The organism is uncultured Oribacterium sp. (assembly GCF_902481605.1).
Classification (GTDB): domain Bacteria; phylum Bacillota; class Clostridia; order Lachnospirales; family Lachnospiraceae; genus Oribacterium; species Oribacterium sinus.
The window spans coordinates 15,066-30,328 of record NZ_CABSXI010000008.1 but is presented as its reverse complement, the minus strand read 5'-3'; the positions used below and the strand labels follow the sequence as shown (position 1 = coordinate 30,328).

Below are 15,263 nucleotides of genomic sequence, written 5' to 3'. Positions count from 1 at the left end.
GTTTTCTACAAATATCCATCAGGACTTTCTACAATGAAAAATATAGAAATACAAAGTTCTCTTAGAGCTTTTCCCGTACTTATGATAAAATAACTTTGGTCTATTTAGAAAAACTCTCCTATTTTTATAGGAAGAGTCTGGAAAAAATCACTGATTCAGGAGAAAGAGAGGACAGATTATGAAGTGGAGAGAGCTCATTAAGGAACGGAGTTCCATCCGTAGCTATAAGGATAAGAAGGTAGATGAAAAGTTGCTGGAGCAGGTACGGCAGTATATGAAGGAGCTGTCCCCACTCATTCCGGAGCAGAAGACAGAGATTCTTCTATTGGGAAAGGAAGCAGGTCCCCGTTTGGAAGGCATCGTAGGCTATATGGGCAACGCTTTTTTTGCTCCCAACTATATTCTGCTTTTGGGAGAGGATAGCGAAGAAGGCTACATTCATGCAGGTTATCTGGCTGCACAGTTAGAGTTAAAGCTTACAGAACTGAAATTAAATACCTGCTTTTTATCGATTAACGAAGCAAAGGCGGTAAAAACCGCTTTAAATATTAGTTCTCCCCTTACGGTTACCACCTGCATCAGCTTTGGACACGGTAATCCGGAGAAGGACAGCAATCGTATCGATATTAAGTCCAGATCCGATGTACGCATGGAGAAAATCAAAGGACATATTGCACCTAAGATAGCCATGGTTGAACTGGTTTCCCAGTCTGTTTTCGGACAGAGCTGTGATTTTGCCGAGGATGCCATGGATCCGAACTGGGAGAAGGCATTTTATGCCTCAAGTCTTGCACCGGCTGCATTGAATCGCCAGACCTATCGTTTCTTAATAGAAGACAATATGCTCTATCTTCTGGATCGGGAGGTTAAGCATATCACCAAGGAAGATCGGTATTTAAATGACGGTATCGTTATGTTTTACTTTCATACCGTTCTTACCGCCCACTTCCATAAGCCCGATAGCTGGACCGTGGGCACCGTAGAGAAGAAGCCTGAGTGGAAGGTTCCTGAGGAATATTTCGTAGTGGGAACATACCGCTTGTTCTAAATCACTCAGACTTGAAAGCGCTGCACTTTGCTTGCACTGGAGTTACGAGTCGCAACTCAACTTTGCTTGCGCTAGAGTTACGAATCGCAACTCAACTTTGCTTGCATTAGAGTTATGAGTCACAGCTTAACTTCTCTTTTTCTATAGTCCTTTCTCTAAAAAGCTTTTATAATAGAGCTATCTGTATATATGTCTTTAATAGAAAGGAAACTCCTATGGAAAAAGAGATTCAGATTGTTCGGGAAAATATTCGTAAGGCATGTGAAAGGTCCGGAAGAAAGCCGGAGGAGGTACTGCTCATAGGGGTTTCCAAAACAAAACCCTACGCTGCTGTGCAGGAAGCCTATAGCTATGGTATTCGGGACTTTGGAGAGAACAAGGTACAGGAAATTCGGGATAAGTTTGCTCTCTTGCAGGAGGATGCCCTTTTACAAAAGGAAGCTCCTTCTTTTCATATGATTGGTTCTCTCCAAAAGAACAAGGTAAAATATCTTCCCGGGAAGGTAAAGATGATTCATTCCATTGACTCCCTTCCTTTGGCTTTAGAGGTGGAAAAGGAATACGCCAAGAAAGAGGAAATTGCCTCCGTTTTATTGGAAGTCAATGTGGCCAAGGAGGAAAGTAAGTCCGGCTTCTTTTTAGAAGAGGTGGAACAAGCTTTGGAGGAATGTAAATCCCTCCCCCATGTCAAGCTCTGCGGTTTGATGACCGTTGCTCCCTTTACGGAGAATCCGGAGGAGAACCGGGTACATTTTCGAGCATTAAAAAGTCTCTTAACGGAATTGCAAAAAAAATACCCCGCCCTTCCCCTTAAGGAGCTTTCCATGGGGATGAGCGGAGATTATGAAGTAGCCATCGAAGAAGGAGCTACCATGGTGCGTATCGGCTCCTTTATTTTTGGGGCGCGGGACTATGGAAACGCCCATAAGTCCTAAGCAAGTCCGAAATCACAGCCTTCTTTTCTTCACTAAAGGCATTTTCCGGAAGACGCCACTGCCAGTTTCCTTCCGCAGTTCCCGGCGCATTGATTCTTCCCTCTGCCCCGCATTCCATATAGTCTCCTGCAGGGATGATGCATAAATAGGAAATGCTGGAAAGGGCAGTCTTAATCAAAAGCTCTGTCATTGCATTCCAGTCATTTTGGGAGCGGGAAAGGTAATGGTATACATTGCCCCTCTCCCAATCTGACAGAGTTTCAAACCAGTTTCTCAAAGTATCATTATCATGGGTTCCGGTATAATACACGGAATTACTATCCTGTAACATATGAGGCAGGTAAACATTTTCAAAGTCGGAAAATGCGAACTGCAAAATCTTCATACCGGGGAAGCCGGTTTTTGCAATTAACTCTTCCACTTCCTTAGTGATTACCCCCAGATCTTCTGCAATAATCGGCAGTTCTTCCTTCTGAAAATGTTTCTGAATCGCCTGAAATAGACCGAATCCCGGTCCCTCACGCCACTCTCCTACCATAGCGGTTTCCGCACCGTACTCCACCGCATAATAGGATTCAAAGCCACGGAAATGATCCACCCGCAAGAGGTCAAATTGATTCAAGCAGTATTCCATCCGCTTACACCACCAAGCGTAGCCTTCCGCCTTGTGCTTCTCCCAGTCATACAAGGGATTTCCCCAAAGCTGTCCGGTCTCGGAAAAGGCATCGGGCGGTACTCCTGCAACAGAAGAGGGGTATCCTGTTTCATCAAACTGGAACAATCCCCGATTTCCCCAAGCATCCGCACTGTCCATGGCACAATAAATGGGAATATCGCCAAATATCAGGATATCCTTCTCATGGGCATAGGCTAAAAGAGCCTGCCACTGCTTATCGTACTGCATTTGCAAAAAGGCATAATAGCCCACTTCCTGCTTGTGCTCCTCCAAAAACTTCTCTATAGTCGCCTGATCCTTATCCCGGTAGGGCTTCTCAAAGGAAAGCCAGGGGATGCCGTTAAAAAAGTCCTTCAAAGCCATAAAGAGGCAATAGTCAAAATTTTCCTTGCTTCTTCCCTCCAAAAGCACAGAAAGATTCCCCCCCTTGGAAAGCCAGTTTTCATAGGCCTTTCGGAGGATTTTGTGCTTTAGCTCATACAAAAGTCCGTAGGAAATCTTCTCTTTGGATTCCTTAAAGCGTTCCTTTTCCAAATCCGCCTCTTCCAAAAGACCTTCCTCTTTCAGGGTTTCCAAATCAATAAAGTACGGATTTCCCGCAAAGGCGGAAAAGGACTGGTAGGGAGAATCTCCGTAACCTGTTGGCCCCATGGGAAGAATCTGCCAAACCCGGTTTCCCGTCTCCGCCAAAAAGTCTACAAATGCTCTGGCTTCCTTTCCCATGGTTCCGATTCCCTCTTCTCCCGGTAAGGAAAATAAGGGAAGTAATACCCCTGCTTCTCTGTTTTTCATTTATTTTTTCTCCTTTCAAAGGACTTAATGCTTTGCAGTAATAAATGCTCTATTTTATTTCGGCGTTATTATACAGTATATATCTAAAAAAGCTGAGTTTGTTTTCTCTGCTAGTTTCCCCTGTAACAAAACAAAATTGCATTTAAATTTTTTTCACTTTACATGGAACTATGGAATCTGTCAAATAAAATGAGATTGATAGGCTTTTCTTTTTCGCCGATATACCTTTACAAGACTGCATAGGGGATTTTAAAAAGTATAAAACGGAAAAAGCTTCTCAAAGCATTTTTTGAGGACATAAATTTTAAGAAAAATCCTTCTGAGATAAAGGAGTATTGGAGACAGCATGGACTTAAAGAAATTAGAACATATCCTAAGAATTGCAGAGGAAAAAAATATCAGCAGGGCGGCAGAACGACTTTTTATCTCCCAGCCGGCTTTGAATTTACAGCTTTTAAATCTGGAACGGGAGCTGGGCACAAAGCTCTTTGTCCGTAAGGGAAATGAATGTAGCGTCACAGAGGCGGGCAGAATCTATGTGGAAACAGCCCGGAAAATGATGAATATGAAGAAGGACTGCTATGCCAAGATTGCAGAGCTAAGCCAGCTTCATAACGAAGAAATCGCCATCGGAGCCTCAGGACTTCAGGGAGACTATATGATGTGCTACATTTTCCAGAAATTCCATGAATACCATCCCAATGTAAAATTACAATTTACCTCTATGAAGGGCTTAAAAGCACAGGAATTGGTGAAAAACGGCACCATTGATTTAGGCATTGTCCTCATGGGAGACAAGCAAAGCTACCGCATGGAGTATAAGCTACTGGGAAAAGTCGAACTGCTTTTAGCCATTGCCAAAAATCATCCTTTGTTAGAGGTTTTGGAAGAAGAAGGCGAAATTACTGAAATTGATTTGGCTAAGCTTTCCGAGCTTCCCTTTGTGCTGGCACCCAAGGATTCTACAGAACGATCCGTTGCGGAAATGGCCTTCGAAGATGCAGGCATTGACCCCTATGTGCCTATGGATGTGGAAGGAATCCATTACCAGATGGCTCTGGTGGAATCTTCGGATTACTGCTCCTTTATCAGCAGCAACAACCGTGCCCATGTACCGGACAGCATCCGCCTGATTCCCTGTAAGACACATCCGAAAATGAATGCGGTGGCGGTGTATCGAAAGGACAAGCCCCTAACGAAGGCCCTGGTAGAATTGATTTCCTTAGCGGAGGAGTATTGGTCCTCCTTCTCAGAGGAAGAGTCATTCTAACTATCGCTCTACTCTTCCGGCTATGGAAAGGATATGCACTTCCTCCGCTCCGGCTTCCAGGAGCTTTCTGCTGCAGGCCTCCATGGTGGCTCCGGTGGTAAAGATGTCATCCACCAAAAGCACACGCTTTACATTCGAGGGTAATGCTTCACAGTGAATTGCTTCCAAGAGATTTAATAGTCTTTCCTCCGGGCTACAGTCCTTTAGGGCCTTTGTTTTCTTGACTCTCTGTAGATACTCTGAAACCAGAGGGATGCCGCAGACCTTTGCCAAACTTTCTCCGATGACCTCTGCCTGGTTATAGCCTCTTTCCCTTCTTCTGTTGGGATGAACCGGCACAGGAATAATAGCCTGAATTCCCAGTTCTTTTATCTTTTCCCCAAAAACTTCTCCTGCCTTTTTGCCAAAAAAGATGCCCTTATCCCTTCTGCCCTTATACTTTAGAAGCACTAAAGCATCTTCCACTTCCTCCGTTAATTCATACAGCATCATACCGGTAGAAAAGGAAAAGCCGTGTCTTTTACAGTTTCCACAGTACTCCTCCGTATCCAATAAAATTCCCCTGCCACATTTTTTACAGACCGGCTCCTCCATGATTTTTTCGTAAGCTTTGCAGGCAGGACAGATTTCTTCTTTTCCGCTTTCCGTAAGCTCATCACAAAGGATACAGCGAGGAGGAAAGAGGGCGTTGATGATGGCTTCTTTCCAGTCTTCCTTTTTTCCCATAGCTCCTCCTATTCCTCTATCTTTCGATTTCATGATATTCCTTTACCGAAGTATTCCAATACTTCCGGGCTAATAACAATCCTCCCGGACTAATACCCTTATTTCCGGGTCAATCCAATGTTTTCCGCTTCGATGCATATAAATCCCTTATTTTTTGCAAAACTCATAAGAGAAAAGATAGATATACTCAATCCCAGAATAGGCATCGGTTTTTCCTAAGAGCAAATCAAGAAGAGGTGGAGCTGTGATCTCATCCTTATCGTAAGCCCATGCTATCAATACGTCTTCAAAGTCATAAATAATTTCTGGTTCTCCCTCGATTCGACTATGTATACTGCCATAGTATTCCCTTCCCGCAACGCCTTCCATAAGAGGCAAATCTACAGAAGCCTTGGATCCATCATCTGTCCAAACAACAAGCTTTATTACTGCATGGTCATAATCCGGAACGATGATAATACCTCCATTTTTCGGGGAATCCATATTATCAAAGTCAATCTCTATCGGTTCTTTGTTTAGCAGTTTTCCCTGATGATATTCTGAATAATAAATCTTGAGTCGAGCATACTGATCAGTGGTCGTAAATTGATAAGCATCTGCTCCATCCGGTCCTGCAATCAGATTCACTGTCTGCATCTCTACACTATTCTCGTCCATCGGTGTAATAAAGTTCATCGGCCTGTCGGCACGATATAGGGAAGTAGCAATTACCGCAGTTGTAAATATGGAAAGAATCAGCAATGCGCAAATGATATATTTTAATCTTTTTTGCCTATGCTTACTGTCTGTAACAACACTGATGATATTTTCTTCCGACTTCTTTTCGATATTCTCATGGACAATATCTTCGCCGGCTAAAAACTCGTTAATACTAATGCCTAAAATGGAACAAAGGTCAAAATAAAGCGATACATCCGGAAGGCAAATGCCTCGCTCCCACTTGGAGACAGACTTATCACTCATACCTATTTTCTCGGCAAGCTGCTTTTGGGTCAGCCCCAAATTCTTTCTTTTTCCCGCAATATACTTTCCGATTTTAACAAGATCCATACAGTCCCCCTTTCCTATGATGTGATAGTATCCCATAGGTAAGAGAAATCACAGCTCTCAAAAGTAGAATTTCCTCCTATTCCTCTGAAAATGGATTTCCTCCCTCCATAGAAAAAGCGGCGGAAAAGCTTTCTCCGATATCCTGTAATTGCTTTGCTAAACCGGAGTATCGTTTTAGCTCCTGCTCGTTATGAAGCATTTCCAGAAAGACCTTGGGATGCCCCAAAAGGCAGACACAAGACTTGGCTCTGGTAATGGCGGTGTAAAGAATATTTCTGGTCATCAGCATTTTCGGTCCCGGGTACATAGGAAGCAGTACCGCCGGATACTCCGAGCCCTGAGATTTATGAATGGTAATGGCATAGGCCAGCTCCAGATTTTCCAAATCCTGGAAGCTATAGACCACCTTTCTCTCCTCAAAGAACACCGTCACCGTCTTTTGGTAGGCGTTGATTTCCGTTATCTTTCCGATATCCCCGTTAAAAACCCCTTCTCCGCTTTCTATGGGGAGGTTAAAGTTTCCGGGAATTTCCCAGGCCAACTGGTAATCATTTTTAATCTGCATGACCTTGTCTCCCAGCCGGAAAATGCTGCCGCTTCCTTCATACTCCGGCTTGTTCTTTCCGGGAGGGTTCAAGTGTTCCTGCAAAAAACGATTCAGATTTTCCACTCCCAAAAGTCCCTTTTTCTGGGGAGACATCACCTGAATGGAAAGAGGGTCGGTGGAAAGATATTTGGGCAGCTTCTCCTTCATTAAAATGGCGATATTTTCCAGAATCTGCTTCGGCTCCTGTCCCCGAATAAAGAAAAAGTCCCTGGATTTCTTTCCCAGATCCGGTTCAATGCCCTGGTTGATTTTATGGGCATTGACCACAATATCCGACTCCATGGCCTGCCGGAAAATTTTCTTCAGAGAAATGGTTTTCATGCACTGAGAAGCAATAATATCCTTCAGCACATTTCCCGCTCCTACAGAGGGAAGCTGTTCACTGTCCCCCACCAAAATCAAACGACAGCCCACGGGAACAGCACGAAGCAGGGCATCCATTAAATACAGATCCACCATACTCATTTCATCCACAATCAGCACATCATATTCCAGCGGATTTTCTTCATTTCTTTGGAACAAGGAAAAGTCCCTGTCCTCCTGCTCCTGATCCTCCCGCCCCATATATTCCAAGAGCCGGTGCAGGGTTTTTGCCGGATAGTCCGTGGCTTCTCCCATTCTTTTCGCCGCTCTTCCGGTGGGAGCCGCCAAAGCAATGCTCTTTCCCTGTCCGGTAAAGAGCTGCAAAATCGTTTTAATAGTAGTAGTCTTTCCCGTTCCCGGCCCTCCGGTAATCACCAAAACACCGGAGGAGGCCGCAAGACTTACCGCCTTTCTTTGGAGAGGATCCAAGGTGATTTTTTCTCTCTCCAAAAGCTTGTCAATGGCCTTTTCCCAGGAATCCACATGAGCCTCTTCCTCTTCCACATTTAGCTGTAAAAGCCGGGAGGCCACCCGCATTTCCCGATAATAGGTACTGGCCCGGTAGACATTTTCCCCCTTGACCTTCACCTTCCCCTGTAATTGCAGCTCCAGAAGCTGTTCTTCCAAGTCCTCCAGAGGCATCTCCAAAATCCGCTCCGCCTCTCTTTTTAAAATCGAAAAAGGAAGGTAGCAATGTCCATGCCACTCTCCCTGTAAGAGGGTATAGTTGATGCCGGCCCGCATACGGAAGGGGGATTCTTTCTCCACTCCCACCCTTTTGGCCAGCTCATCACATTTCTTAAAGCCTACTCCCTCCAGCTCCTCTGCAATGCGATAAGGATTTTCCTGTAAGACCTGCAGGGTTTCCCCTTGAAAATGCTGGTAAATCTTATAGGAAAGATTCAGGCTGATGCCATAGCCCTGTAGGAGGAGGAAAATGTCCTGCTGCTCCCGCTGGCCGGAAAGGTTCGTGGCAATATCCATGGCCTTCTGCATGGAAATGCCGTGAATTTCCGCAAGACGCTCCGGTTCCTCCTCCATAATCCGTAGGCTGTCTTCTTTGAATTTTTTCACGATTCGGGCGGCAATGGCCTTCCCGATTCCCTTAATGGCTCCCGAAGCCAAATATTGTTCAATGCCAAAAAGACTGTCCGGAACCTCCAGCTGATATTCCTCCACACTGAACTGCTTTCCGTATACCGGATGTTCCTTCCAGCGTCCCTTTGCCTTTATTTTTTCCGACACAGAAATATGGGAGAAGCTTCCCACCAAAGTGAACTCTTCTCCCTTATCCGTAATGCTGCACACGGTGTATCCCGTTTCCTCGCTGCGAAAAACGATATGGGATACATTTCCTTCTATTTCTTCCAGACTAGAAGTCATCATCATCGTTGCTTAAATCAATGGACTTTCCTGTTCCGATAGCCACCGCCGTAAGGGGATCCTCCGCCAGCATGGTGGTGATTCCGGTCTTTTCCTGCATCAGCTTGTCTAAACCGTAAAGAAGGGCTCCCCCTCCGGTCATCACGATTCCACGCTCATAGATGTCCGCCGCAAGCTCCGGCGGTGTTCTTTCCAGTACATGATGTACCGCATTGACAATCATAGTAGCCGGCTCCAGGAGGGCATCCAAAAGCTCATCAGAGCTTACTACTACCGTCTTTGGCAGAGCCGTAACCAGATTTCGCCCACGAACCTCCATGGTCACATTTTCCGGTCTCTTGCTGGCACAGCCGATATTGACTTTCATTTCCTCGGCGGTTCTTTCTCCGATAAGCAGGTTATGTTTCTTTCTCATATAGCGGAGAATAGCTTCATCAAAATCATCTCCGGCCACCTTGATGGACTCGGAAACCACCGGGCCGCCTAGCGCAATCACCGCAATGTCGGAGGTTCCGCCACCGATATCAATAATCATATTTCCCTGGGGCTTGTAAATGTCGATGCCTGCACCGATTGCTGCTGCCACCGGCTCCTCTATAATGCTTACCTCTCTGGCTCCTGCATGGCTGGCCGCATCCTGCACCGCCTTCTTCTCCACCTCTGTTGCTCCGCTGGGAATACAAACGCAGATTCTGGGCTTTCTCAGGGTTCTTCTTCCCACAGCCTTATTGATAAAGTACTTCAGCATCTGCTCGGTTCTGGTGTAATTGGAAATCACGCCCTGACGAAGAGGACGGACAGCGGAAATATTGTCCGGAGTTCTTCCCAGCATAAGACGGGCATCCTCTCCAAAGGCTACCACTTCATCATTTTCTTTATTTACCGCAATAACAGAGGGCTCTTTCAGCACGACCCCTCTCCCCTTTATATAAATCAGAATACTGGATGTTCCCAAGTCGATTCCGATATCATTTGAAATCAAGGAAAACATAAATTCCTCCATAAATAGCCACAATATATCTTTTATAGTATAACGGATTGAAAAAGAAAGGGAAAGTAGTCTAAGGGAGATATTTTTTTAATATTTTTGAATATTTTCTATTTGGCAAATGTTTTGTAATTTTAAAAAGTCTAATTGATTGAAAGCATTTTCTTTACCTCTTCCAAAACCGGAACTTCCCTTTGCGCAATCAGCCTCCCCAGCTTTGTATTACTGCATTTTTCATATTCCTTTATGGCTTCTTCATAGCTTAGCTTCAAGGTTTCCATATGAAAATCTCGGATTTCGTAGGGCATCAAGTTCTTTTCCCCAAAGGAGTGGACTTTGCACAAAAAATAATGGTTAATGTTATGCCGATGTACATGGTTGTAATAATCACTGACTATCCCAATTTCTTGGAGGATTTCCACCTCAGCTCCCAGCTCTTCCTTTAGCTCTCTTTTGATAGCCGTCTCCAAGCTTTCTCCCTTTTCCACTCCGCCGCCGGCAGTTTCAATCAAGGTGGCTTTTCCGAAAGAATCATCCCTATGGATTCTCACAAAGTAGAAATTCATCTCTTCATCAAAGACAATGCCCCGGGCAATCTCTCTGTCATGGTCAATATATTCAAAAGGAAATTCCCTATCCTGTAGTCTTAGGCTCAATTGACTTTTCTTAGATATCATTTTGATAAATATCCCTCCTATGTCCTATTCCCAATACTAAAACAATTACTTTATCCTCCTGAATTTCCGCAATGATTCTATAATCCCCTACTCTGTATCTCCATTGTCCGCTTCTATTAGCTGTTAAGCCCTTTCCATGTTTCCTGGGATCTTCACAGCCTTCTAAGTTCTTTCTAAGCCAGGCAAGGATAAGAGAAGCTGTGTACTTGTCCAGCTTTTTCATCTGTTTTAATGCCTTATCGGAAAAAACAACTCTAAAACTCATCCTAAGCCCAGCTCTTTCTCTACCTCATCAAGAGTATAGGTAATAGGATTTTCCCTATATTCTTCTATAGCCTCTTGATAGGCTTGTAAATCATATTCCTCTTCAATATGTTCAAGAACTGAGCGTCTAAGCAATTCAGAAACACTGATTCCATTCATTTCCGCATATTTTTTGAAAAGCATAGAGTCTGCTTCATTTAATCTTAAAGAGATTGTCATCTCATCCCTCCTTTCAAGTGTAATACATTGTATTATATATTGGATGATACGTCAATTTCCTCTTCTTGCTTTCCAAGAGAAAATATGGCAAGATTTTACACAGAAAAATTAGGGGGGTATAAAGATGGCAAAGCTTGTAGATTCCAAAGAAACCATTGCGGTATTGCAAAGGACGAACTTCCAGTTCAAGAAGCAATTCGGTCAGAATTTTTTAATTGATGCATCCGTATTGGATCATATTATTTCACATGCCAAGATTCAGAAAGAAGATTTGGTGATTGAGATCGGTCCCGGAATCGGAACCTTAACGGAAGCCCTTTGCGAGCATGCCGGACAGGTGATTGCCATTGAAATTGATGATAAGTTGATTCCTATTTTAGAGGAGAATCTTGCCGGCAAGGAGAATTTCCGCCTCCTGCATCAGGACGTTTTGAAGGTGGATTTTACAGAGCTCCTAAAGGAATATCCAAGCTTTTCCTCCGTCAAGGTAGTGGCAAACCTTCCCTATTATATTACCACCCCCATTTTACTCTCCTTACTGGAAAAGAAGCTTCCCCTAAGTTCCATCACCGTCATGGTTCAAAAGGAGGTGGCGGAGAGAATGCAGGCCGGCCCCGGTACCAAGGACTACGGTGCTTTATCCCTTGCGGTGCAGTACTACAGTAAGCCGGAGATTGTGCAGGAAGTTCCCCCCCACTGCTTTATTCCCCGTCCAAAGGTAAGCTCTATGGTGATTCACCTCTCCATTTACAAGGAATCCCCTGTCGAATGTGAGAATCCGGAGTATCTCTTTAAGACTATTAAGGCTTCCTTTATGCAAAGACGGAAGACTTTGGTGAATGCCCTCTCCGCCGGTCTTTCCTTAGATAAGGAAGTCATTAAAAGCGTACTCTCCGCCCTTTCCTATCCGGAAAATGTAAGAGGAGAGACCCTTAGCTTGGATGAGTTTGCAGAAATCAGTGATAACCTGGATCCGGAGTGGAGGGAAAAACAAAAGTCCGTGTTTTGCAGGTTTTGCGAGTAAATAAAAGGGATATAAGTGAACTAAATAAGCTGTATATGCATTAATAGGTCTAAAACCGGGCACGCTCTCGCTAACTTCGCCTTCGTAGTGCAGGACTGTAGAATGATAAAAGGCTACGCTTCGAAGCTGTATGGATATGAAATCGGGCACGCTCCCGCTAACCTCGCCACGTAGCGGATACTAAGCGAAAAACACAGTACCTGTGTTTTTCGCAAGTACCGACGGGCTCAGATTACCCTCTTTCATATCCATACAGCTTCCGTCGCTTTGGCTTTGAATTTCTACAGTTCTTCTTTTCGAAGGCTTGCTACATGTACCGGCGGGCTATTATAGCCCCACACTGTATTATTCGCTTCAATTATTGATTTTACAGTCCTTCACTTCACCGGCCTTTCGCAAGTATCAGGCTCAGACTACCCCATATTCAGACCTATATTGCCGAAAATTCTTTACTATTTTGATTTTACAGCTCCTTTTTTCATCCTACCCATTCAAGATGATTTTGCGCTAAGAGATATAAAAGGGGTTGTAAAATAGAAGAACAGCGTATATGCATAATAGGTCTGAAACCGGGGTAATCTGAGCCCGCGGGTACTTGCGAAAAACAAATGGAATGCAGTTTTTCGCTTAGTACCCCTGCGAAGGCGAAGTTAGCGAGAGCGTGCCCCGGTTTTAGACCTATTAATGCATATACGAAAGCTTGACTATTTTGATTTTCACAGCCCTTTTACATCTACTTCTTCAAATACCCGTAAAAGGCATTATGTACCTTCTCATATCTGGCGATGGCTTCTTCTCTACTGATATTTCTGGGTATGCTGCTGCCCCCAAGGGTGTATACGGTAATAAAGCTGTTGTTGTAGCCGCTGATTAGCTCCCATTGATCCTCCATACGAATCATCAGAGGATAGCCCTTGCCCACATAGTAGAGGGCCGCGTGCAGATCCATACCATAGAGGTTCAGAAGCACGCCGTTATCATAGTCCATGGCTCTTCGAAGCTCCGGGATCTGGGAAACAAAATTGCTGATTTCCTCTTCCTGAATCTTCAGGTTAGCGGTATTGGGACGATCCGTTCTATTCCAAACGATTCGTTCCTTCTGATCCACCACATAACCGAACTGGTCATAAATCTTCTTATAGGCCGCCTCCATGGTGGAGAACTCTCCCTGATAATGCCCCAGGCTATAGGCGGAGAAAAGTATATTCTCTTCCTTGGTATCTCCCGGAAGCTCAATAGAGCCTGCCTTTTCAATAGAGAACTTTTCCGGGTAATGCAGGCTAAACTGGCTAACCGCCTTACCTACCATGGGAAGATACTGCAGTTTTCCGATATTTCCCAGAACCTTGGATTCCAGAGAAATCTTTCTTTCATCTTTGATTTCTTTGTTGGAAAGCAGGCTGTCCTTCCCCACATACTGATATTCCCCGTCCTGAAATTGATATTCATCAAAGCGAAGCTGATTCCCTTCCAAGCTGAAATTTGCAAAGTACAGACCATCTTTTTTATAGGATAGCTTGGTTTTCATATCCTCCCCCACAATGCGAATCTCTGAAACAGGCACCTCCCCCTGGGGATTCCAAATCTGATCCTTGTCGCTATCCTGTAAGCCGTAGAGGAAATCCTCCCCCAGGAAACCGATTACCTTCAGTCGTTTTCCGTCTTCGGAAATGCTTAAATTCTTATCTCCGTGGAGATTTCGAAAGGCAATTTCCCTATGTAGTTCTCCGTCATTGTTCTTTTCTCCATAAGCAATAAACTGTTTACTGTTGCTGGAAGAAAAATCATTTTCCGAAAGTCCGGTAGCCAGAGTAATGACTTCAAAACTGTTGGTGTCCACCCCGTAAATACTGCCTGCAAAGAAAATGTAGAACATCCTGTTGTCTGCATAGTAGGAAAGGTTTTGAATATTTTCCTCCAGCTTTTCCTTGCTGGCCTTCAGGGGCAGGAAGAAATTCTCCACCACCGTATTTTCCGAATTGTCATAGGTGTAAAAGACAATGCCGGTATAGCCCTCGTGCCGGCCTCTTCGAATATAGCCGTATACCAGGAAATCCACATCCCCGTTGGTGTCCACACTCAAAATATGAATGCCGTGAGTAAAGCTTTCCTTCTCCACAGACTTCTCCCCCTCGGAATAGGAGAAAATCCGATTCATATTGCCCTTTCCCTCCCCGTCGGCACGGTAAAGGGTGTTCTTATCGGTAAAGGCATAGAAATTTTTGGTAGCGGATTGCAGGGCCTCAATATCGCTCTTTTCCCCCACACCCAGTAAAATCTTCTTATCCTTGTAACGATAATTCTGTCCGTCAAAAAGCTCCTTGGTTCTTCGGTCAAAGTCCATCAGGAAAATTCTTTGAGGATCATAACGCATTACATAGTTATCTTCATTGAAGAAACGGTGCACATTGCCGTCCTGATCCGTGGCTCTGGAGGCATACTGGATTTGCACTAATGCCATGGTGCCGTCCAGCTCCTTCAAACGAATCTCCGGCTCCCCGTCCATTTCCATGCCGCTGTCTCCCCAGGTTATCTGCTGGAAGGAGGAATGCAGATTCACATGGGCAAGAGAACTGTTGTCCATGGTATCGTCACTTTCCAGATAAGTGCTAAGGCTCTTTGCCTCCGACTTGGAAAAGCTTTTTCTGGTAAAATCCTCCGCAAGGCTCAGGATTTCCTGTCCCATATCCTCCTTCCCCAATAAAACACGGGTGTAGTAATAGACGCTGCTTTCTCCCAGGTCCAGTCGTAGACGAAGAAGGTACTCCTTTCCTTCCTTCATCAAGTTTTGGATAGGAAGGATAATGTGAACCCTTCCCCCTTCTTCCTGCAAGCTTCCTTCCTGGTCCTTTTCCAAAAGCTCCGTCCCATCCAGGGAACGAATATCATAATGCACAGACTTGGGGGCGGACTTTCCCTCCTCCAAAATCAATTCACACTGCCTGTTTTCCGGAAGTAAGGTTAAGCTGTCCCGTACAAAGGCATCATCCATTTCCTGCAAATAGCCATAGAGAGGATTGATTTCTTTTCCGGAGGAAAGCACATGAAGCACCGGTAATTTGCTTTTTCCCATGTTGGCATAAATTCTATTGTTTTGATCCATGGAACGATAAGAATGGAAGAAATAAAAAAGCAGAGCGACAAAAAAAATGCCGCCCAATACCAAAGCTCTGCTTCTTCTTTTATTCCAAAACTTCTGCTTACTTTCTCCTAGTCGTTTTAACAAAGTTTAACCCTTCTT

General features: G+C 44.5%; 13 protein-coding genes. 4 read left to right on the top strand and 9 right to left on the bottom strand.

Going from position 1 to position 15,263, the window contains the following annotated elements; translation table 11 throughout:
• Positions 1 to 178: 178 nt before the first annotated feature.
• Together RDQ32_RS02715 and RDQ32_RS02710 are read left to right on the top strand one after the other, a co-directional pair.
• Positions 179 to 1,048, top strand: coding sequence for a nitroreductase family protein (locus RDQ32_RS02715; protein ID WP_308579031.1), 870 nt, complete (start codon positions 179 to 181; stop codon positions 1,046 to 1,048).
• A gap of 215 nt (positions 1,049 to 1,263) precedes the next feature.
• Complete coding sequence (locus RDQ32_RS02710) at positions 1,264 to 1,983, top strand: YggS family pyridoxal phosphate-dependent enzyme (protein WP_308579030.1); 720 nt, start codon at positions 1,264 to 1,266, stop codon at positions 1,981 to 1,983.
• Here the strand turns inward: RDQ32_RS02710 and malQ are convergent.
• Positions 1,940 to 3,451 (bottom strand): 4-alpha-glucanotransferase, encoded by a 1,512-nt coding sequence (gene malQ, locus RDQ32_RS02705; protein WP_308579029.1) that lies wholly within the window; start codon positions 3,449 to 3,451, stop codon positions 1,940 to 1,942. The two genes, RDQ32_RS02710 and malQ, sit on opposite strands and share 44 nt — an antisense overlap.
• Positions 3,452 to 3,797: 346 nt before the next feature.
• On the opposite strand from malQ, the gene RDQ32_RS02700 reads away from it, so the two are divergent.
• The gene (locus tag RDQ32_RS02700) at positions 3,798 to 4,721 is read left to right on the top strand and encodes a LysR family transcriptional regulator (protein ID WP_308579028.1); all 924 of its coding nucleotides are present in this window, start codon (positions 3,798 to 3,800) and stop codon (positions 4,719 to 4,721) included.
• Here the strand turns inward: RDQ32_RS02700 and RDQ32_RS02695 are convergent, their stop codons facing one another.
• The 7 genes from RDQ32_RS02695 to relB form a co-directional block, all read right to left on the bottom strand.
• Complete coding sequence (locus RDQ32_RS02695; protein ID WP_308579027.1) at positions 4,722 to 5,447, bottom strand: ComF family protein; 726 nt, start codon at positions 5,445 to 5,447, stop codon at positions 4,722 to 4,724.
• A 147-nt stretch (positions 5,448 to 5,594) separates the two neighbouring features.
• The gene (locus RDQ32_RS02690) at positions 5,595 to 6,497 is read right to left on the bottom strand and encodes a helix-turn-helix transcriptional regulator (RefSeq protein WP_308579026.1); all 903 of its coding nucleotides are present in this window, start codon (positions 6,495 to 6,497) and stop codon (positions 5,595 to 5,597) included.
• A gap of 76 nt (positions 6,498 to 6,573) precedes the next feature.
• Complete coding sequence (locus RDQ32_RS02685) at positions 6,574 to 8,853, bottom strand: ATP-dependent RecD-like DNA helicase (RefSeq protein WP_308579025.1); 2,280 nt, start codon at positions 8,851 to 8,853, stop codon at positions 6,574 to 6,576.
• On the bottom strand, positions 8,840 to 9,841 hold the full coding sequence (locus RDQ32_RS02680; protein WP_040649639.1) for a rod shape-determining protein: 1,002 nt from the start codon (positions 9,839 to 9,841) through the stop codon (positions 8,840 to 8,842). The genes RDQ32_RS02685 and RDQ32_RS02680 overlap by 14 nt, the downstream gene beginning before the upstream one ends.
• A gap of 140 nt (positions 9,842 to 9,981) precedes the next feature.
• Positions 9,982 to 10,515: an NUDIX hydrolase gene (locus RDQ32_RS02675; RefSeq protein WP_304072344.1), complete on the bottom strand. Its 534-nt coding sequence runs from the start codon at positions 10,513 to 10,515 to the stop codon at positions 9,982 to 9,984.
• Positions 10,505 to 10,780 (bottom strand): type II toxin-antitoxin system RelE/ParE family toxin, encoded by a 276-nt coding sequence (locus RDQ32_RS02670; protein WP_009428423.1) that lies wholly within the window; start codon positions 10,778 to 10,780, stop codon positions 10,505 to 10,507. The genes RDQ32_RS02675 and RDQ32_RS02670 overlap by 11 nt, the downstream gene beginning before the upstream one ends.
• Positions 10,777 to 10,998 (bottom strand): type II toxin-antitoxin system RelB family antitoxin, encoded by a 222-nt coding sequence (relB, locus tag RDQ32_RS02665; protein WP_009427917.1) that lies wholly within the window; start codon positions 10,996 to 10,998, stop codon positions 10,777 to 10,779. Before relB ends, RDQ32_RS02670 begins: the two co-directional genes overlap by 4 nt.
• A gap of 124 nt (positions 10,999 to 11,122) precedes the next feature.
• Here relB and rsmA point away from each other — a divergent pair, with 124 nt between their 5' ends.
• Positions 11,123 to 12,022, top strand: a complete 900-nt coding sequence (gene rsmA, locus RDQ32_RS02660; RefSeq protein ID WP_308579024.1) for a 16S rRNA (adenine(1518)-N(6)/adenine(1519)-N(6))-dimethyltransferase RsmA — start codon at positions 11,123 to 11,125, stop codon at positions 12,020 to 12,022.
• Between the two features lie 733 nt (positions 12,023 to 12,755).
• Here rsmA and RDQ32_RS02655 read toward each other — a convergent pair.
• The gene (locus RDQ32_RS02655) at positions 12,756 to 15,248 is read right to left on the bottom strand and encodes a hypothetical protein (protein ID WP_308579023.1); all 2,493 of its coding nucleotides are present in this window, start codon (positions 15,246 to 15,248) and stop codon (positions 12,756 to 12,758) included.
• Positions 15,249 to 15,263: the final 15 nt, after the last annotated feature.